Annotated in this window: 16 protein-coding genes; 6 read left to right on the top strand and 10 right to left on the bottom strand. The window is 60.0% G+C overall.

The features are described 5' to 3' along the window. Position 1: 1 nt before the first annotated feature. The 10 genes from C5F70_RS13300 to tssB all read right to left on the bottom strand — a co-directional run bounded on the left by C5F70_RS13300 (position 2) and on the right by tssB (position 9,679). Entirely contained in the window at positions 2-259 is a 258-nt protein-coding gene (locus C5F70_RS13300; protein ID WP_104903508.1) for a PAAR domain-containing protein, read from the bottom strand. A 73-nt stretch (positions 260-332) separates the two neighbouring features. Further along, complete coding sequence (locus C5F70_RS13295; protein WP_017847989.1) at positions 333-854, bottom strand: Hcp family type VI secretion system effector; 522 nt, start codon at positions 852-854, stop codon at positions 333-335. Between the two features lie 105 nt (positions 855-959). After that, positions 960-1,766 carry a type IVB secretion system protein IcmH/DotU gene (icmH, locus tag C5F70_RS13290; RefSeq protein WP_046483834.1) on the bottom strand — a complete coding sequence of 269 codons (807 nt, stop codon included), beginning with the start codon at positions 1,764-1,766 and terminating at the stop codon, positions 960-962. Further along, positions 1,759-3,105 carry a type VI secretion system baseplate subunit TssK gene (tssK, locus tag C5F70_RS13285; protein WP_017847987.1) on the bottom strand — a complete coding sequence of 449 codons (1,347 nt, stop codon included), beginning with the start codon at positions 3,103-3,105 and terminating at the stop codon, positions 1,759-1,761. The genes icmH and tssK overlap by 8 nt, the downstream gene beginning before the upstream one ends. A 37-nt stretch (positions 3,106-3,142) precedes the next feature. Next, positions 3,143-4,495, bottom strand: a complete 1,353-nt coding sequence (gene tssJ / locus C5F70_RS13280; RefSeq protein WP_104903507.1) for a type VI secretion system lipoprotein TssJ — start codon at positions 4,493-4,495, stop codon at positions 3,143-3,145. Further along, positions 4,492-5,514 carry a type VI secretion system baseplate subunit TssG gene (tssG, locus tag C5F70_RS13275; protein WP_046483830.1) on the bottom strand — a complete coding sequence of 341 codons (1,023 nt, stop codon included), beginning with the start codon at positions 5,512-5,514 and terminating at the stop codon, positions 4,492-4,494. Before tssG ends, tssJ begins: the two co-directional genes overlap by 4 nt. Further along, on the bottom strand, positions 5,478-7,244 hold the full coding sequence (gene tssF, locus C5F70_RS13270) for a type VI secretion system baseplate subunit TssF (protein WP_104903506.1): 1,767 nt from the start codon (positions 7,242-7,244) through the stop codon (positions 5,478-5,480). Before tssF ends, tssG begins: the two co-directional genes overlap by 37 nt. 7 nt (positions 7,245-7,251) lie before the next feature. Further along, positions 7,252-7,665 carry a type VI secretion system baseplate subunit TssE gene (gene tssE, locus C5F70_RS13265; protein WP_104903505.1) on the bottom strand — a complete coding sequence of 138 codons (414 nt, stop codon included), beginning with the start codon at positions 7,663-7,665 and terminating at the stop codon, positions 7,252-7,254. Continuing rightward, a complete protein-coding gene (gene tssC, locus C5F70_RS13260; protein ID WP_032804672.1) occupies positions 7,666-9,138 on the bottom strand; it encodes a type VI secretion system contractile sheath large subunit in 1,473 nt (490 codons plus the stop codon). A 37-nt stretch (positions 9,139-9,175) separates the two neighbouring features. Then, complete coding sequence (tssB, locus tag C5F70_RS13255) at positions 9,176-9,679, bottom strand: type VI secretion system contractile sheath small subunit (RefSeq protein WP_017847981.1); 504 nt, start codon at positions 9,677-9,679, stop codon at positions 9,176-9,178. Positions 9,680-10,014: 335 nt separating this feature from the next. On the opposite strand from tssB, the gene vasI reads away from it, so the two are divergent. From vasI to C5F70_RS13225, 6 genes are read left to right on the top strand one after another with little or no spacing between them, the layout of a single operon-like run. Beyond that, positions 10,015-10,677 (top strand): type VI secretion system-associated protein VasI, encoded by a 663-nt coding sequence (vasI, locus tag C5F70_RS13250; RefSeq protein ID WP_256588415.1) that lies wholly within the window; start codon positions 10,015-10,017, stop codon positions 10,675-10,677. Then, positions 10,665-12,083, top strand: a complete 1,419-nt coding sequence (gene tssA / locus C5F70_RS13245) for a type VI secretion system protein TssA (RefSeq protein ID WP_104903503.1) — start codon at positions 10,665-10,667, stop codon at positions 12,081-12,083. The genes vasI and tssA overlap by 13 nt, the downstream gene beginning before the upstream one ends. Positions 12,084-12,087: 4 nt before the next feature. Beyond that, positions 12,088-14,610 carry a type VI secretion system Vgr family protein gene (locus tag C5F70_RS13240; RefSeq protein WP_104903502.1) on the top strand — a complete coding sequence of 841 codons (2,523 nt, stop codon included), beginning with the start codon at positions 12,088-12,090 and terminating at the stop codon, positions 14,608-14,610. Then, complete coding sequence (locus tag C5F70_RS13235; RefSeq protein ID WP_104903501.1) at positions 14,607-16,403, top strand: alpha/beta fold hydrolase; 1,797 nt, start codon at positions 14,607-14,609, stop codon at positions 16,401-16,403. Before C5F70_RS13240 ends, C5F70_RS13235 begins: the two co-directional genes overlap by 4 nt. Continuing rightward, positions 16,400-17,641 carry a T6SS immunity protein Tli4 family protein gene (locus C5F70_RS13230; protein WP_104903500.1) on the top strand — a complete coding sequence of 414 codons (1,242 nt, stop codon included), beginning with the start codon at positions 16,400-16,402 and terminating at the stop codon, positions 17,639-17,641. Before C5F70_RS13235 ends, C5F70_RS13230 begins: the two co-directional genes overlap by 4 nt. Then, complete coding sequence (locus tag C5F70_RS13225; protein ID WP_104903499.1) at positions 17,641-18,879, top strand: T6SS immunity protein Tli4 family protein; 1,239 nt, start codon at positions 17,641-17,643, stop codon at positions 18,877-18,879. The genes C5F70_RS13230 and C5F70_RS13225 overlap by 1 nt, the downstream gene beginning before the upstream one ends. The last annotated feature ends 57 nt before the right edge of the window (positions 18,880-18,936 follow it).

Here is an 18,936-nt window from a genome sequence, read left to right as displayed (position 1 = left end):
GTCAGTCGATCAACCAGCTGATATCACCGTTTTCCAGTTTTCCATCGTGATCGGTGGTATCGCCGACACGGGCTACTGGCTGTCCATTAACGGTCATCGAGGGCGAGCCGCTGGTGATCACGGCACCGCAACCCAGGGCGTCGCCGACACGGGCGACGGCGCGACCGTTGACGGTGACATTGCGCGTACCGCTGTTGATAGTGGTGGGGCCACACAGAGGGCAATCATGGTCGTGACCGACCAGAACGACGGCAGGCATAGAGCCTCCTTAAATGGGTTGAGTCAGTGAAGGTTCTGCCGCTGCGCGAACCGCAGCGGCGGAATGGGCGCGCTTAACCCGCTGCAGCCGGTTTGCGCCAGTCGTCCGAGGCTTCGGTGCCGGCCACCACATGACTCCAGCTGACCTTGCGGTAAGCCAGGCTGGTCTTGATCAGTTGGGTATAGTTTTCGTTCTCGCTGTCCTGGGCGTGAGGCAACACGGTGTGGATGTCGACGACGGTGGCCTCTTCCAGCTTGGTGGTGAAGAAGTGCTCCTGTTTACCGTCGGTGGAGGTGCGGAACCACCTGACCTCAACGGTCGGCAGCATTTCGCCAGTGGCCAAGGCCTGGTAAAGCAGCGGCGAGGCTTTGTTCAGCGCGCTGGTGAAGGTCAGCGGTTTATGCACGCGCTGTCCGGTGGGTTGGCCGCTTTGCGGGTCGGTTGGGGCACCGATTTGATGGTCTATTTCCTGGGCGAGGATTTCGTCCTCGTGGCCTTCCACAAAGACGTTGCCCACCGAATCAGCGGTGAAGGCACCTTTAGTGATGTGGCCCTGGTTTTTGCCGTGGATGCTGATGTACGCGGGTGTTGGCATGACATGCTCCTTGTCGCGATCAAGTGAACGACCCATGGGGTCGCGGGTTATGGCCTATACGGCCATGGCTTTGCAGGCGCTCGGGATGAGCACGCTGAAAATCGGTTACAGGTGCAGCACCCGCTCCAGCGACACCAGCACCTGCTGGGTGATGGTGTTCAGGCGGATGGAGTAGATCGTGTAGGCGACCGTCAGCATGACGGCGGCCATGGCCCAAGGCGTCCACAGCGGCCATGCGCGTTTGATCCGGTAGTTGCGCGGCGCGACGTTTTTCAGCGGGTCGGTCAGGCGCTTGGGTGTCTCGCCGCGCAGGGGGCGCAACAGGCCATGCAGTTGGTCGATGATCTTCTGTATTTCGTCATCGCCCTTGATATGGGCGCCGTATTTGCCCTTGAGGCCGGAGATCAGGCACTGGTACATGAACTCCAGCACATGCTGATACCGGGCGGCTTCGGGGATCATGTTGTTCATGACGGTGAAGAATTTTTCGCCACCCTGGGTTTCGCCATGGAACTGGCTGAGCAATGAGCGTGCGCTCCAACTGGAGAGCCGGCCCCAGGTGGTACTCATGACCACTTCGTCGAGCAACAGGCACAGGCTGTAGGAGTAGGCCTTGAGCATGCCGGCGTCGTAGTCGAGCTGGCTGACTTCTTCCATGATCGTAGTGATCTGGTTGCTGACGCTCAGGTACAGCGCAGGTACGTCATCGTGCTGGTCCAGGCGGCGCAGGCGGATCACCAGGCCGATCAGTGGCGTGGCGGCATCGCACAGCGGGTTCCAGGCTACGCCGCGCAAGTCGAATTCAGGGTCGGCCAATTGTCTTTGGCTGTTGGCAGTGATCGTTTCGCCGGCAAAGTCGATGGCGCCGGAGACTTCCTCGTGGTGCCATGAATTTGGTGTGGTCTTAGTCATCTCTCTCACTCCTGATCGCCCAGAACTGCAACTCCAGCTCCGGGAATTCACCGGCAATATGGAAACCGAACCCGCTGCCGCTGCTCAGGCTTTGCCAGGCAGGGTGATGGCGGTCGAGTTCGAAGTAGCTGAAGCCGGCATGGAACGGCAGGTGGCGCGGCGCCACCGGCAGCGGCCGCAATGGGATGCCCGGCAGTTGCAGGCTGACCAATTGCTCCAGCCCTTCGGTGGAGGTGATCTTGATCTGCCTCGGCAGTTGCTGACGCAGGGTTTCCGCGGGCAGTTCAGCGCGCACGGCGAGGATGAATTCGGCGTTGTCCAGCAGGCGCTTGTCGTTCAAGGCGGCGCTGCGCACGCCGTACTGCTGCTCGACAATCGGCAGCGACACCGCGCGTGGTTGCAGTACTGTGCCCAGGGCGCGGCGCAGGGTGTGCTCCAGCATCTGGAAGGATTCGCGCAGGTTGTCGTGCTGGTAGGCCGGGTATTCCTGGGGCAGGTGGCCCTCGTCGGTAAAGGTCACCAGTTCTCCGCAGGCTTGCGCCAGCGCGATGTACAGCCGCTCCGGGTGAACCTGGCGTTGCCGGGCCAGGTGCTGGAACAGCGGGAACAAACGATTGAGGGTTTGCAGCAGGTTGAAGTCGGTGACATCGGCCACCCCCGATTGCCCCGGTGAGCCGATCCGCTGGGCCAGGTTCTTGGCGCGTTCACGCATCAACCCGGCCACTTCACCCAGGTAGCGATGCAACGCCGGCACCGCTTGCAGGGACAGGCTGGTGGGGTAGAAGTGCTCGTCCATCACCAGGCTGCCGTCCGGGCGTTTGTCCTTGATTTTGCCCAGGGCGATGCCGGTAAAGGCACTGCGGTCGCTACGTTCGAGCATCAGTTGCAGGTTGGGCACGGCCAGGTCCATGCCGACTTGATCGCCGTCATCGCTGTGGGTGTCGCGGATTTCCTCGCGGCGGGCGATGTAGCGGCTGTTGCCGTACTGGTCGGGCCAGCGCACTTCGAGGGCTCCGTTGGAGCGCAACGGCAGTGCCAGGTAGACGATCTGGCCGACCGCGCTGCTGTCAGCGATCTCCAGCGGGGAGGGCGGAGCCAGGTCGTGGGGAATGTCGAAGACGCTGCCGTCGGGCATGATCCCGCGTGCCCGGGTAATGGCGATTTTGCCGAAGCTCAGGTATTCGTCGTTCAACGCCAACTCGCTGAAGCCATAGAGCGCGTCGTTGAGGCTGTGCAGGCGCTGGTGCACGGCGGCTTCGGCGGCGCGGGCCTGTTGTTGGAAGTGCTGGGGTTTGACGAACAAACCTTCATGCCAGATGACGGGGTTGCGTGAACTCATCGGTGATTACTCGGGGCAAAAGCGACTGAAAAAGGCGTCATCGGGTTTCTCCTTTGAGGCTGACCTGGGCGGCGTCCAACTGCACCAGCACGGCGTATTGGCGGCCCTTGGGCTCGACGCGCAGGCGCTGTTTCCACCGGCCGACATCAGTGCTGTGGTAGTTGGCAATCACTGCGATAAAGCGGGTGTCTTCATCCAGGGCGCGCAGGTCGATGAACTTGAATTGGCCGGGGTTGAGCAGGTAGTCGTCGGCGCGGATGTAGGTGCTGCCCAGGGTCTTTTTCAGGTCGTCGGCCATGGCTTGGGGACTGGCGTTGACCAGCAGCGAGTCGTCAGTCAACTGCAAGACCTTGAAGGCGATGGGCGTGGCGACGTGCTGCAATGCCGGGTTGCCCCAGGGCGTGGTCAGGCTCACGCCTTGAGCGTCGTAGTCGCCCAGCAGCGCGTCTTCGATAGGCGACATGGGCACTACAGGGGCTGGCTCCAAGCTCAGTGGCGACTGGGCCGGTACGCTTTCGTAAAGGTGACTGAGCAAGGTTTGTACTTTGTCCGTCAGCGCCTGCGGGCTGGTTGCTTGCACGTTGAGGGTGTAGGGCGAACGGCTCGCGTCTTCATCCAGTGCCGTGCCGGTGCTGATCAGGCGCGGGTTGACGTCGTCGCTGGCGTGCAGGCTCAGGGAGTAGCGGCTGGGCTGATCGTCGGGGCCGCCGACCGGGATGGAGGGCGTCCAGATCACTTGGCCGATCTTGCCGAGCATGGTGCAGCCGCCGAGGGCCAGGCAGGCGAGCAACAGGGTGCCCAGGCGCAGGTTGCTGAACAAAATGGTGGGAGGTTTTGGAACCATCGAGCGAACTTCAGGCGGCTGATTTTTTGAAGGCGGCGCTGCTTCCAGTGCTCGCAGCGGATCGCCTTGCTCCGTCAAATCCACTGGCTGGCAAAGACGCTCGAACTCCGGGCAAGTGGCAGGTCGCTTATCCGCTGGTGGCCGACTCGGCAGGTCTTCCTGGTGCCATACGTGCATGCCCTCAGGGTGGTCGCCGAGCAGCTCATCGAGCGAATGCTGTCCGGGGGCGTATTCGCCCAACTGCACCGCAACCTGATACGCACCAATCTGCAATCGATCACCGTCGTTGAGGCTTATCGCAACATGGCGCTCAAGCGGCAGTTCGTGACCGTTGACGTAGGTTCTACCGCTGCGGTCGATCACGCAGAACCGCCCTTCGATGACGCGGATATCGCAATGGTTGGGGCGTACGCTGTTGTGGCGATCTTCCAGGCGCCAGTCCACAGCGGCACTGCCGATGCTGCCGCCCTGTGGGCCAAACCGGTGAAGAGGCAAATACCCGTGCAACAACTGCGCAGGATTGTTGATGACCAGTGTCAACTTCATGCGCGCCCCCGAATCCGCACCACGGCGGGATGGCGGTGTTCTTGATGTTCGATAAAGCTGGTCCAGCCCAGGTGGGTACCGCTGGTGCGTTGCAGGTTGAACGGCGGTACATCTTCTTCGCGCAGCCCCAGTTCCAGGTCGTAGGCGGTGGCATCGCGCAGCAGAAAATCCATCAACTGGCGCAATCGCCCGAACTGCTCGCCGCTGGGCAAAAACTGCCGAAAGCGCGTCTGGGTCAGGTTGGGAATCACCAGGGTGAACTTGCTGGCGCGGGTCTTGCTGCGGTCGCCCACCACAAAATCGCTGCCCAGGGTGCCGTTGGCTTTGCCCAACGCTAGGCGCTGACGCTGCGGCAAATTTACCGAGCGCACCTCGAACTCACGGATATAAACGCCGTGCAGATCAAAGCTGTGCTCAACAATGCCGGACACTATCGAAGGTGAACGGCTGCGACTGGCGATCAAGCCAGCAAAGCTCAGCAATCGGCCCCACGGCAGCGGTGTCGCACCGCGAAGGTCGTTGTCGTTCAGCCCAACCATGGAAAATACGTAGCGCGAAAAGCGATCGCTGGCCTCGGCCTGAAAGCGAATGTAGTAGCGGTACTTGCGCCAGCTGGTGTGCAGCAGGGTCAGCAGGCGATGATTGAAAAAGTCCATGAACGCCGGGCGAATCCCGCGCTCCTGAGCCTGCTCGTAGGCCAGGCGGTCCAGGTAATAGCCGGGCAGCGGTGAGTCGGTACCGTGCAGGCCAAAGAAGCTGGTCTGCAAGCGATAGCGCACTTCTTCGCGGTCCTCCTCAATGCGTGCCGCTTCGACCACATCGGAGGCCGGAAAGCCCAACCCTGCATGGCTTTGCAGGCGCACGCGGCGTCTCGCCGCCGCACTCAAGGGCTGCGCCTCCAGGTCATCGCCGTGCAAAGCGTGCAGATGCTCCAGCAGACGGTGAAACGAGTAGTTCCGCGCGTCGGCCAGCAGCATATCGGCTAGATCACGGGTTGTCTGCCGGTCAACAGTGGCCATTCGTAGCGCTCGTTGTTAGTGGTATTGATCACTTCCAGGCGGTGGAAGGAATTGATGCTCGCGTAGAGGGCGAAGAAGTGCGAAAGCACGCTGGCGAACAGGTACAACTCGCCCTCGCAAAGAAACGCGTTCTGGTCCAGTTGCAGGCGGGTCTGCACGCCCCGCACGGGCTGGCCCTTCATCAGCCAGTCAATCGGCGTGGTCACCGCATCACGGATGCCGTTGAGGCGCTTGCGGGTGGCGCGGGCTTGTTGCAGGTCGTGCAGGGCGGCGAAGTCATAGGCGCGGATCACCGCCTTGAGCGGCTCGGCCGACAGCAACGACAGGTAGTTCAGCGACAGGTTGGAAATCAGCGTCCAGTGCAGGCTGCTGTCCAGCACGGGCCGGTAGCTTCGGGTCGGTGCGATCAGGTTGGTGTAGGTGGCAAACGACGGCGTGACTTCGGTGGACAGCGATACATCTCCCACGCCCAGCAACTGCGGCAAATCGCGGTTGCTGCAGGTCAATTCGATGGATGCTGCTTCATGCTCACCGATGTACAGGCTTTCATCGCCGCGCACGAAAGCGATGCGATGACGCAAGCCCTCGCGCCCGTGGGACTCTTCGATATGCGTGCGGAAATACAGTGCCGTGCGGCCCCGCGCGTGTTCGATCTCATGCTGGAACGATTCGAATGGAGTAAAGCGTCGCAGCGGATCGCCTTTGCGCTCCTTGTCGGCGGCATCCCAACCGGCCACGTTATCGACACTGAAAATTTCGAAGGCCTCGGGGCGGTTGCCGCTGGGGCTGATACGCCGCTCCAGACTGCGCCCATCCAGTGCAATAGGGTTGGCATCGTGGCGGAACAGGTTGACCGCCGGCGCGCAGTACAGGTGCAGGTCACTGGTGCGCAGGCGGATATCAGGCGGCATGGGCCGGCTGAACTGAAATTCAAAGCGCAGGCTGGTGGCGCTGATCTCCGGCCAGACGCGCGCCAGCTGGGTCAGGCTGAAAAAGTGAAAACGCTGCGGGAATACAAAATACTCCTGCAGGATCCGGTAGCCATCGAACACATTGCGCGGGTAGGGCAGCAGCGCTTCTTCGGCGGTGAAACCGGGAAAGCCGATAGCCTTGGCTGGCAGGCGATAGCTTTGCTTATCAATATGTAACGTGACGCTGTCCAAGTAGTGGGCGAGCCACAGGTACAACGTCATGGCGGTGGCGTTATCTCCACCCAGATGAAAATCCAGTTGGTCGCAGGCCATGCTGGTCAGCGGTTGCTCGGTCAACACCTTGAGGTCGATGCGCATCACCGAGGCCTCGCGGCTGTGGGCATCGCTGACTTCCTGCAACGCCAATGGATACAGGTTGACGTCAGTGCAGGTACGAAACTGGCAGGAGATGCCATCCACCGGTTTGGCAAACAACGGCGTGCCCTTTAGGATCACCTGGCGCTGGCTGATCGCATCCGGCAACGGTGTAAAACGGATGATGGTCGCGCTGGGCAGGGGCCGCAGGTAATTGGGCCAAAGCATCTGCAACAGCGGATGGGTCAGCTCCGGCAAATCCTCGTCGATCTTCATGCCCAGCTTGGCGGTGAGGAAGGCAAAGCCTTCCAGCAGCCGCTCCACGTCCGGGTCGCCGGCCTGATCACCGAGAAATTGCGCCAGTTGCGGGTTGTCCTCGGCAAACTCGCGGCCGAGTTCGCGCAGGTAGCGCAGCTCCTCGGCAAAGCGTTGTTTCAAGTCCATTGCATCCTCATCGCACGCGGGTGTAGCCGTCGCGGCCGTGCATGGCCACCTCGATCTGCACCTGTTCTTCCTTGTGGTTGACCTGCACCTGGCAATCCAGGCGAAAGTTCAGCTCCAGTGGCAGGTCCGGGTCGGGCTGAAAACGCACGCCCCTGACCTTGATGCGCGGTTCAAACGCTTCCACCGAGCGCCGGATATCGGCGCTGATGGCCACCACCAAGTCACTGCTGGCCTGGGTGACGCCGTTGAAATCGCGCAGGCCCAGTTCAGGGCTGCTTTGCGAGCAGCCCTGGCGTGAGTTGAGCACCTGTTCCAAGTGGCGTTTGATCGCCTCGACCCGCTGGCGCACCTGCTCATCCGCGCTGCCGGGGCGGTAGCGCGGTGCGTCGGGTTCCAAGCGTTCGAACAGGCTGGCGCCCACTTATTGGGTGTCCAGCCGACCGACCAGGGAGATCTCGAAGTTGGCGCCCATGTACTTGAAGTGCGGGCGCACGGCCAGCGACACCTGGTACCAGCCTGGATTGCCTTCCACGTCCTGCACCACGACTTTTGCGGCGCGCAAGGGGCGACGGCTGCGCACATCGGACGAAGGGTTTTCCTGGTCGGCGATGTACTGCTTAAGCCAGTCGTTCAGCTCGCGCTCCAGGTCCTGGCGTTCCTTCCAACTGCCGATCTGTTCGCGTTGCAGCACCTTGATGTAGTGGGCCAGGCGATTGACGATAAACAGGTACGGCAACTGGGTGCCAAGCTTGTAGTTGGTCTGGGCTTCCTGGCCTTCGCGGGTCTTGGGGAAGTTCTTCGGTTTTTGTACCGAGTTGGCAGAGAAGAACGCCGCGTTGTCGCTGTCCTTGCGCATGGTCAGTGGGATGAAACCGGCTTCGGCCAGCTCGAACTCCTTGCGGTCGGAGATCAGCACTTCGGTAGGGATCTTGGCCTGCAATTGGCCCAGGGATTCATACAGGTGCACCGGCAGGTCATCCACCGCGCCGCCAGATTGCGGGCCGATGATGTTCGGGCACCAGCGGTAGCGGGCGAAGCTGTCGGTGATGCGCGAGGCCATCAGAAACGCGGTGTTACCCCACAGATAATTATCGTGATTACCGTCGACGGTTTCGTCATAGCCGAAGCTGCGCGCCGAGTTGTCTTCAGTGCTGTACGGCGTGCGTAACAGGAAGCGCGGCAGGGTCAGGGCCAGATGGCGGGCATCCTCGGATTCCCGCAGACCACGCCACTTGGTGTGGCGCGGCCCCTCGAAAATATCGCTGATTTCCTTGAGGTCGGGCAGACCCTGGAACCCTTCGAGGTTGAAGAGCTCAGGCCCGGCCGCCGAGACAAACGGCGCGTGGGACATGGCGCCGATGGAGGCCACATAGCTGAGCAACTTGATGTCTGGCGAGCTGGGGCCAAAGGTGTAGTTGCCGACGATGGCGCCCACTGGTTCGCCGCCAAACTGACCATAACCGGCGGTGTAGACGTGCTTGTACAAGCCGCTGCGGGTGATGTCGCCGGCGTTGTCGAAGTCGTCCAGCAGCTCTTCTTTGGTGACGTGCAGCATTTCCAGCTTGATGTTCTCGCGGAAATCCGTGCGATCCACCAACAGCTTCAGACCACGCCACGACGACTCCAGTTGCTGGAACTGCGGTTGATGCAGAATCACGTCCATCTGCTTGCTCAAGGCGCGGTCGATTTCGGCAATCATCTGGTCGACGCGGTGCTTATTGACCGGCTGCTGGTGATCGCCGCTTTGCAGGATCTCACTGATAAACGCAGCCACGCCTTGGCGGGCAACGGCATAGCCTTCCTGGGACGGGCGAATGGTGGTGTTGGCCAGCAGTTGGTCAAGCAACGACGGCGGTTCGTCAGCCACCAATACTTTGGCGGCGGCGCTTTCCATAGGCATGGGGAGTACTCCGTTGAGAAGGGTGTTCAAGTCAGTTGTTGGGCGCGTCGAGCACCAGATTCAGTTCACTGGCCAGGCGTTGACGGGCGGTTTCATCGGTCAGCAGGTTTTGCAGGTGTTTACGAAAGGCCGGGACATTGCCCATCGGGCCCTTGAGCGCAACTAAGGCTTCGCGCAGTTCCAGCAACTTGTTCAACTCCGGTACTTGGCGGGCGATCGCATCGGGGCCGAAGTCATTGATGCTTTTGAATTGAAGTTGCACGTTCAAGTCGGTGTCTTGATCGTTGTTCAGAACAGACGGCACCGCCATGTCCAGAGCAACTTCGGCTTTGGTGAGTACTTCATTGAAGGTGTCTTTATCTATTCGAACGGATTGCCGGTCTTCAAGGGCGGTTAGTTCACCGTGGCCTTTGAAGTCGCCGGTAACCAACAGCTTCAGGGGAAGCTCTACTTCTGCTTGTTGATCGCCTGTGGCTGGGACGTACTTGATGTTGATGCGTTCTTTTGGGGCGACAGAACCCTGAGTTTTCGACATTGGAAAAATCCTTTTCGTAAGGTCGGCGTATTAGAACCAGCTGTTGCAAGGTTTGTCTTGTAGGACGAAATGGACGCGATTCGTGGGCTTTGGATGTAGGAAAAGGCATCGCGATAAGGATTTCTAAATTTCCTACGCTCGCTATGGAGCTATCTGAAAGATATCTCTTTTTATTCTCGATTTGGCAGTGTGTTGCTCGTCTTTTACTTGCCTATCCATTGAGGGCGGGTGACGCTTTGCAAGTTAATGAATTTAACTTTCGGTCTAAGCCGCGTTAGTTCGAAAGTTGAAAAATATCCGGTTTGGATTCAACGAGGCATATTCAGGAGGCGTTGATGCGCAACGGATGGCGAGGATGGAAATGGGCGCTCTGCCTGACGGTTGTGGCGGTAATGGAGGCGCGGGCAGCGACCCAGGATTGCCCTGCCATCGTCTCGCCCTTGAAACGCCTGGAATGCTTTGATCTGGCGGCCGGCACGCCCATTCATCAGCCACCTGCGCCGCCACGTGCCCTGGGCCGGGTGTTGCCGATTGTCGATCTGGTCCAACGCAATGAGGCCAAGCGTCCATCCGAGGATCAGCGTTTTCTGTTGTCGTCATTCCCGGAGCCGGACAACGACCAGCAACAGCGGCTGGTGATCTCAGCCCCAGCGTTGGGCGCGCTACCGCCTCGGCCTTACTTGGCCATCAGTTGTGAGTCGAAAATCTCGCGCCTGCAGTTGGTGCTGGATGAACCGGCCAAGCCTAACAAGATTCGCATCCAACTGTTCAAGGATGAGCGCCCAGTCTCCGGGGCTTATCAGTGGCAGGTGCTGGACGACGCGGGTCTGGTGGTCGACGCCGGGCGCGGGCTGCAGGCGATTGCCTTGTTGCGCAATATGGGCGGTGGCCAGCGTCTACGACTGGAGAGCGACTATCTGCGGCTGCACGGCCTGGTCTTCGACGCTGAAGGGCTGGGTGAACTGATCGAACAGGAGCGCCAAGTATGTCGCTGGTAATCGACGTGCCGGCGGACACTGTCAAGTTGCTGCTGACCCCCATCGACCCGGAGCAACCTGCCGGGCATTTCGATGTGGAGGATGAAACCTACCAGGCCATCGACCAAGAGATGGTCAAGCTCGGCGGCCTGCGTGAAGGCGATATCGACTGGCCGTATATCGACGAAGCCTCCCGCCAATACCTGGCGACCCAGTGCAAGCACTGGCGGGTCGTCGCGCACCTACAGGTGGTGTGGCTGCGCACCCGGCAATGGGCGCGCTGGGCCGATGCCCTGGGTTTGTTGGCCGGCATGGTCGAGTTGTATTGGGACAGCGCTCACCCCAAGCCCGGCCCCACCGGCTACCTGAACAAACGCAAGCAAGTGCAGCGCCTGTTGGGCGACCTGGGGCAGGTGTTGCCGACCCTGGAGCGCAGCAGTTTTGAACCGGCCTACCAAGCCGCGGCGGAACTGGCCCTGGCCAATCTGCAACGCTGTGCCGAAAGCGCCAAGCTCGACCCGGCCCCGTTGGACGCGTTGCAACGCCAGTTGGACAAATACAGCGAGCCGGTCGTTGCTACTGAGCCCGCCCGTGCGGCCGCCTCCGGCAGTGTGCTGGAGTCGGCCTTTTTCGCCCTCCCCAAACCGCAAGCGCCGAGCAACGAGCGCGAACAACGCCGCGCCGTGTTGAACATGGCCGAGCAGATCAACCAACAAGATCCCTACGACCCCACCGGCTACCAACTACGACGATTCGGCCTGTGGTCGCATTTGCGTACTGCGCCGCCCATCACCCGCGACCGTCGCACCGAATTGACCGCCGTGCCCAAGGATATCGTCGACGGCTACCAGGACGCGTTGAACCACAACGCCATTGAGCCGAACCTGCTGCTGCGCATCGAAAAAAGCGTCTGCGCCTCGCCGTACTGGCTACGCGGCAGTTACCTGGCCGCCGAGGTCGCCTCGCGCCTGGCGATGGAAGAAGTGGCGGCCGCCATTCGCCAGACCTGCGAGCGGTTTGTCTGCCGTTTGCCGGCCTTGCTGGAGTTGTGCTTCAGCGACGGCACACCGTTCGTGGATGTGCAAACCCAGGCCTGGATCACCGGCGCCGACCAGGCGCAAACCACCGGCAGCTCGGTGCAGGAATACGCCGGCCTGCGCGACGAACTGACCACCCAGCTCAATACCGAAGGCGTGGAAGTGGTGCTGCTGCGCCTGCAGGAACTGCACGCCACCCATGAGGCTCCGCGCCAGCGCAGCTACGCCACAGTGATTGCTGCCGACTTGCTGGCATCGCGTGGGTTGTCGTGGCTGGCGGATGACCTGTACGCCAGTGTAGCGCGGTTGATGCGCGAGACCGCGGCGCAGGGGTGGGAGCCGGAGTTGTATCAGAAGGTGGCGACCATTATCAGTGAACGTAAGGACTAGTCACGTGCCCCGCCAAAGCGATCTGCGTTTTACCTTCGAACCCCTGAAAGGCGACGCCTTCGACGTGGTTTCGTTCAAGCTCGATGAAAGCCTGTCCCAGCCGTTCAAGCTCACCCTGGAACTGGCCAGCCACAACGCCGCCGTCGACTTCAATAACGTGCTCGACCTGGCGGGGCTGTTCACGATCTGGCGCGGTGAAACTCCGGTGCGCTATGTGCATGGTCTGGTCAGCCTGTTCCAACAAGGCGACACCGGCTTTCGCCGCACCCGCTATACCGCCGTGGTCGAGCCAACCCTGAAGCGTTTCGATCTGCGCTCCAACTGGCGCATCTTCCAGGCCCAGACCGTGCCCGACATCATCACCAGCATGCTGGCCGAGCAAAAGCTGACCGACGTCCGCACTGAAATCTGCTTCGAACACCAACCCCGCGAATACTGCGTTCAGGCCGGCGAAGCCGACCTCGACTTCATCGCTCGCCTCGCCGCCGAAGAAGGCCTGCTCTACACCTTCGAACACCGCGCCGACGGCCACACCCTCGTCCTCACCGACCGCGTCGGCGGCCTGGGCACCATCGGCACCCACACCGACTGCCCGGTGATCTACCAGCCTATGGGTGGCGGCGATTCCATGGAACCGGCGTTGACCCGCTTCCACTACACCGAACAAGTGCGCACCGCCGTACAAGTGCAACGCGACTACACCTTCACCCACCCGCTCTACAACCAGCAGCACACCGCGACCGGCGACCAGGACCTGAACAACCAGCACAAGGATTACGAACGCTACGACTATCCCGGCCGCTACAAACGCGATATTGCCGGCAAGCCTTTTACCAAAACCCGCCTGGCCGCCCTGCGCAATGACGCCAAGCTGGCCCATGTGGAAGGTGACGACGAACGCCTGCAACCGGGGTTGGCCTTCGACCTCAACGACCACCCGCGCGAAGACTTCAATGATCGCTGGCGCACCATTGCCATCAAGCATGAAGGCAAGCAGCACACCAGCTTGCAGGAAGAAGCGTTTGGCAGTGACAGCGGCACTTCCTATGAAGTGAAGGCCACGGCCATCCGCTGGACCTCTGACTGGAAAGCTCCTCTGCCCAACAAACCCCGTATCGACGGCCCGCAGATCGCCACCGTGGTCGGCCCGCCGGGTGAGGAGATCTATTGCGATGAATGGGGCCGGATCAAGGTGCAATTCCCGTGGGATCGCTCGGACAAAAACAACGACCACAGCTCGTGCTGGATCCGCGTCACCCAAGGCTGGGCCGGGGCGACCTGGGGCTCGATGGCCATCCCCCGTGTGGGTCAGGAATTGGTGATCAGCCATCTGGACGGAGATCCCGATCAGCCGATCGCCATTGGGCGAGCGTACCGGCAGACCAATTTGCCGCCCTATGAGCTACCCAAGCTGAAAGCTATAGCAACAACCAAAAGCCGCGAGTTTGGCGGCACCCAAGCCAATGAGTTGCGTATTGACGACACCACCGGGCAAATCAGTGCGGCATTAATGAGCGAGCACACGCACAGCGCTCTGCACCTGGGTTACCTCACGCATCCACGTCACTATGGTGGTGGCCGGCCAAGGGGCGAAGGCTTTGAATTACGCACGGATGGTCATGGTGCGTTGCGTGCAGCAAAAGGATTGTTGCTGACTGCCGAAGCGCAACTGAAGGCCGGTGCGGGTCAGCTAGAACGCCAGCAGGTGATTGATGTATTGCAAGCCGCCCTGACATTGGCCAAACAGCTGGGAGCATCTGCCGAAAACGCCCAGGCAATTGCCCTGGATGCGCAGCCGCAGCAGTCCCTGACTGATGCCGTGAACGCGTTGGGCCATGGTGCCAATGATCAGGCCAATGGCATCGGCAATGGCGCGCAACCCATCATCGCGTTAAGTGGGCCTGCCGGCATCGCTGCCGCGACGTCCCGCAGCATCGCCATAGGCGCAGGCGAGCATATCGATAGCGTGGCACAACAAAACCAGCAACTCACCGCCGGCAAAAAAGTGGTGATCAATGCAGGCGACGAAATCGGTCTGTTTGCCCAAGGCGGCGACATGCGCCATATCGCCCATAACGGCCAACTGCTGTTGCAGGCCCAGCACAACAGCATCCGGGTGCAGGCGGATCAGAGCGTGGAGCTCAGCGCCAGCCAGCAACATGTGCTGGTGGCGGCGGACAAGCACATCACCCTGTTGTGCGGTGGGGCATATATCAAGATGCAGGGCGGCAATATCGAGCTGGGGATGCCGGGAAATTTTACGGTGAAGGCAGCGAACAAGTACTTCATTGACCCAAGCAATGCCGCCATCGAACTCAATAGCTGGCCCAGCACATCGTTCAACGAACGCTTTCAGACCCTCTTCTCCGACGGGAAACCTATCCGAAACCGCGCCTACGCCTTGGTTCGCAAGGACGGCGCACGCTTTGAAGGGCGAACCGATGCTGAAGGCTTCGTCACCCTGCAACAGGGCATGACGCTGGAAGGGCTTGAATTGGAATGGCTTGAAAACGGAGAGCCCGTATGACCGATAACCCTTCGGCGCCTCGTATTGCGCCCATGACCTATAACGCACGCGGCAATCCTGTGCATACCTGGGCCTTGACGCCCAGCCATATCACCGACCCGGTTCTATGCATGCTGCCGCCGGAGGGGGTGCTGCCGGTGATCTTTGTGCCGGGGATTATGGGGTCGAATTTGAAGAGTAAGCCTGACAAGCGCAAGGAAAAGGAAAAGGCGGTTCCTGTATGGCGTCTGGACGCTGGATTCATGGGCAAAAATGTGTGGCTGGCCGTGAACTGGATCAACAAAAAGGCAGGCATACGCCAGCGCCTGTTACACCCGCAAAGGGTGGAAGTCGATAGAGAAGGCGCGGTGCCCGAACGGCCGGTAGGCACCGTCTTGACGACGCCTGGGCCGGACAAAAAAAGCACAATGCTTGCCCTGACTAAACGCTATCAGGAGCGCGGCTGGGGCGAAGTCAGCGAAACCAGCTATCACGCGTTTCTTCTTTGGCTGGAAGAGACCCTGAATAGCGAGTTCGTGCCCCAGCGGTGGCCTCAATTCGATATTCGGCCGGAGCACCTGCATACCGTCGCCGTCGAACCGGGGCCGACTCACATCACCCGTCTCAAGCCCGCTATAAACATCGGCATGCCAGGGCTGGGTGCCACCCTGGCCAGTCAGTTGCCGCCGATTGTGTCGGATGAGCTGGTGGCGCGCGGTGGTTATCGGATGCCGGTGCATGCGTGTGGGTATAACTGGTTGGATTCCAACGAGGATGCGGCATTTAGGTTAGCTGAACGTATTGACGAACTGATGCGCCAATACGGCCGCAATTGCCAGCAGGTGATTTTGGTCACGCACTCCATGGGCGGGCTGGTGGCAAGACGGTGCGCGCAACTGCCCGGCATGGCCGACAAAATTGCCGGTGTCGTGCATGGCGTCATGCCGGCAACCGGCGCGCCAGTCGCCTATCGCCGTTGCAAGGTCGGCATGAAAGATGAAGACCCTATTGCCGGTGCAGTGATTGGTCCGACCGGTCAAGAAGTTACGGCGGTCTTCGCCCAGGCACCCGGTGCCTTGCAATTGTTGCCGACCCAGGATTACATGCCCGGCTGGCTAAGGTTGGTCGACGACCAAGGCCTTTCGGCAATGCCTCGCCAACCGGTAAAAGATCCTTACGAGGAGATTTATTTACGCCGTGACCGTTGGTGGGGATTGTTGCGTGAAGAATGGTTGGCGCCGAAGGATGGAGACGCGATCACCTGGAAGATATTTGCGGGCAACATTCAGAAAGCAAAAGTCTTTCATCAAGACATCAGTGGCTCCTACCACCCTCAAACCTACGTCTACTATGGCAGTGAAGACAAACACCCCAGCTTCGAGTCCATCACTTGGAAAATGACTCGCGGGGCCACTGTCAATGGCCTTCACGGTTCACGCCCCGATAGCTACACGGTTTCAAATCTGCAGATGCATCAGGTCAGGGATGACGGCCGCAGCCCTGTTTACGTCGGCGGCCACGAACAATCCATACCGCCCCTGCGGGGCGATCCCGATGCGCCCGTCAAAACCGTGCAGACCAGCTACTGGGAGCTGCATTGCAAAATGCAGGACGGCTCCGGCGACGGCACCGTACCGGTCAGTTCGGGGAGCGCGCCGATAAAACAGGCGCGCAATGGTGGCGTTCGCCAGCAAATCAAGGCCCCAGGCTTTGATCATGAAGCGTCCTATACCAACCCGTTAACACAGCAGTTCACCCTTTATTCAATCATCAAAATTGCGGCGAAAGCCAAGGAGCCCCTGTGCGTCGGATGACCGTTTTTTTGGCCTGCCTGGTGCTGGGTTCCCTCACCGCATGTACCACCTTCAAACAACCCAGCGAACAGGAGAAACACAACGTGAGCGAAATGACTACCCACATGCGCACGTTGGCGCTGGGCCGAGGCCTGATCGACTTGCCCGCCAACTGGACTGGCGGCGGCGATGTGAAGCTGTTCTATGGGCTGGGCGCCGATCACTCGTCGGTTGAGGTGCGGGTGTTGGGAGAAGGCGTGACACAACAACGGTTTGACGCCGCCTTGAATGAGCGATCGCATCGAATCGCTGCGATTAAAAACTATAAGCAGTCTGATGTGTCCATGTTGGTGTCGGCGATACGGCTTTCGCCGCAGAGTGTAACGCTGCAGTATTTTCAGAGCGCCGCGCTCCCAGATACCTTCGTTCACGAATTCCATCTGCTGGTAGGCGATGCCTACGTCATGCTCCGCGCCGAATCTTACGACGGTGAGACAGCCCCCGTTGAGGCCCGGCTGTTAAAGCTGTCCAAGGAAATATTCAAAGTTGCGCCGGAAAACGCAGGTGCGGGCTTTGCGTTGGGACCTATCGTGATCAGAAGCCACCACGATCAGGAGATTGCCAGCTTTGATTTCAGCCCACCTGCTTCGGATGTCTCGCTGAGCATCTATATCAACGCGCTGTCACCGGATGACGACGAGCGCTTGCACGTCCGCACCCCAAAAGACACACAGATTTTTCTCGCTGGCGATTATGAAAACTTACGCGCCGGAAAAATCACACTGGCTGAAATGCAAGCCGAAGAGTCCCTGATCGGTTTCAGTGACGATACTCACCGTCAAATACTCTTCGTGAGTGAAAACTACCGAGCCGATCCTTCCCTAAGCCGGCCTGCCATGAGCTTGCGTTTATCAGCAGGAGGGATGAAAACCGGACCTGACGATCCGAATGAGCCCGAGGACCTCGTCCGCTGGACCCTTCCCCAGTTCGCCAACAAAGGCTACGACCTACCGCTCTGGCAACAACCCGCAAGCCCAGAACCCGTCAACCCGTCACTGACCGACTACGAAGCCATGGCCGTGTGGGACGCGATCCTCAAGTCTGTGCGCATCCGCTACGGCGCCGTCGCGCCCAAGCCAGACCCATGGGCCAACTATCGCGGCCCCAGCGCTGAAGAGGCGGCTGAAAGCAAACGCATCCTTGATGAGTTCATCGCCAGCTTCGAGAAGCCGAAGGCGGATCCGTGGAAGGAGGGTTGATGAGTATGCGTCAACTGACCGTTTTTTTTGCCTGCCTGGTGCTGGGTTCCCTCACCGCATGTACCACCTTCAAACAACCCAGCGAACAGGAGAAACACAACGTGAGCGAAATGACTACCCACATGCGCACCTGGGCGCTGGGCCGGGGCCTGATCGACTTGCCCGCCAACTGGACTGGCGGCGGCGATGTGAAGCTGTACTACGGGCTGGGCGCCGATCACTCGTCGGTTGAGGTGCGGGTGTTGGGAGAAGGCGTGACACAACAACGGTTTGACGCCGCCTTGAATGAGCGGTCGCATCGAATCGCGGCGATTAAAAACGATGAAATGCAGGATGCATCCATGCTGGTTTCGGCAGTACGGCTCTCGCCGCAGAGTGTAACGCTGCAGTATTTCGAGAGCACCGAACTCCCGGATACCTTCGTTCACGAATTCCACCTGCTGGTAGACGATGCCTACATCATGCTCCGCGCCGAGTCCTACAACGGCAACACAGCCCCCGTTGAGGCCCGGCTGTTAAAGCTGTCCAAGGAAATATTCAAAGTTGCACCGGAAAACGCAGGTGCGGGCTTTGCGTTGGGACCTGTCGTGATCAGAAGCCATCACGATCAGGAGATTGCCAGTTTTTACTTTCGCCCGCCTGCTTCGGATGTCTCGCTGAGCATCTATATCAACGCGCTGTCACCGGATGACGACGAGCGCTTGCACGTCCGCACCCAAAAAGACACACAGATTTTTCTCGCTGGCGATTATGAAAATTTGCGCGCTGGAAAAATCACATTAGCGGATATGCAAGCCGAGGAGTCCCTGATCGGTTTCAGTGACGACACTCACCGTCAAATTCTCTTCGTGAGCGAGAACTATCGAGACAACCCCTCACTAAGTCGTCCGGCGATGGGTATCCGTTTATCTGCAGGGGGGAAAAAGCGCTCCGCTATTTATCCAGATAAACCCAGAGACCTCGTCCGCTGGACCCTTCCCCAGTTCGCCAACAAAGGCTACGAGCTGCCGCTCTGGCAGCGCCCCGCAAGCCCAGAGCCCGTCAACCCCTCACTGACCGACTACGAAGCCATGGCCGTGTGGGACGCGATCCTCAAGTCGGTACGTATGCGCTACGGCGCCGTCGCGCCCAAGCCGGACCCATGGGCCAACTATCGCGGCCCCAGTGCCGAGAAAGCGGCCGAAAACAAACGCATCCTTGATGAGTTCATCGCCAGCTTTGAAAAGCGCAAGCCATGACCATGACTGTGGCGTTAGCAGACGCAAAAACAAACGCGTTCGTGCCATCTGTAGGCA

Origin of the sequence: Pseudomonas sp. LH1G9 (assembly GCF_002949975.1) — a bacterium.
GTDB lineage: Bacteria > Pseudomonadota > Gammaproteobacteria > Pseudomonadales > Pseudomonadaceae > Aquipseudomonas > Aquipseudomonas veronii.
The sequence above is the reverse complement of the archived record's forward strand: the minus strand, read 5'-3'. Positions and strand labels throughout refer to the sequence as shown.

Bases quoted from the DNA above. Each gene is read 5' to 3' on its own strand.
- vasI (WP_256588415.1), top strand. From the start codon at position 10,015: ATGCGCAACGGATGGCGAGGATGGAAATGGGCGCTCTGCCTGACGGTT.
- tssB (WP_017847981.1), bottom strand. From the start codon at position 9,679: ATGTCGAAAACTCAGGGTTCTGTCGCCCCAAAAGAACGCATCAACATC.
- tssA (WP_104903503.1), top strand. From the start codon at position 10,665: ATGTCGCTGGTAATCGACGTGCCGGCGGACACTGTCAAGTTGCTGCTG.
- tssF (WP_104903506.1), bottom strand. From the start codon at position 7,244: ATGGACTTGAAACAACGCTTTGCCGAGGAGCTGCGCTACCTGCGCGAA.
- C5F70_RS13295 (WP_017847989.1), bottom strand. From the start codon at position 854: ATGCCAACACCCGCGTACATCAGCATCCACGGCAAAAACCAGGGCCAC.
- C5F70_RS13300 (WP_104903508.1), bottom strand. From the start codon at position 259: ATGCCTGCCGTCGTTCTGGTCGGTCACGACCATGATTGCCCTCTGTGT.
- C5F70_RS13225 (WP_104903499.1), top strand. From the start codon at position 17,641: ATGAGTATGCGTCAACTGACCGTTTTTTTTGCCTGCCTGGTGCTGGGT.
- tssJ (WP_104903507.1), bottom strand. From the start codon at position 4,495: ATGAAGTTGACACTGGTCATCAACAATCCTGCGCAGTTGTTGCACGGG.
- C5F70_RS13235 (WP_104903501.1), top strand. From the start codon at position 14,607: ATGACCGATAACCCTTCGGCGCCTCGTATTGCGCCCATGACCTATAAC.
- tssC (WP_032804672.1), bottom strand. From the start codon at position 9,138: ATGGAAAGCGCCGCCGCCAAAGTATTGGTGGCTGACGAACCGCCGTCG.
- tssG (WP_046483830.1), bottom strand. From the start codon at position 5,514: ATGGCCACTGTTGACCGGCAGACAACCCGTGATCTAGCCGATATGCTG.
- tssK (WP_017847987.1), bottom strand. From the start codon at position 3,105: ATGAGTTCACGCAACCCCGTCATCTGGCATGAAGGTTTGTTCGTCAAA.
- icmH (WP_046483834.1), bottom strand. From the start codon at position 1,766: ATGACTAAGACCACACCAAATTCATGGCACCACGAGGAAGTCTCCGGC.
- C5F70_RS13230 (WP_104903500.1), top strand. From the start codon at position 16,400: ATGACCGTTTTTTTGGCCTGCCTGGTGCTGGGTTCCCTCACCGCATGT.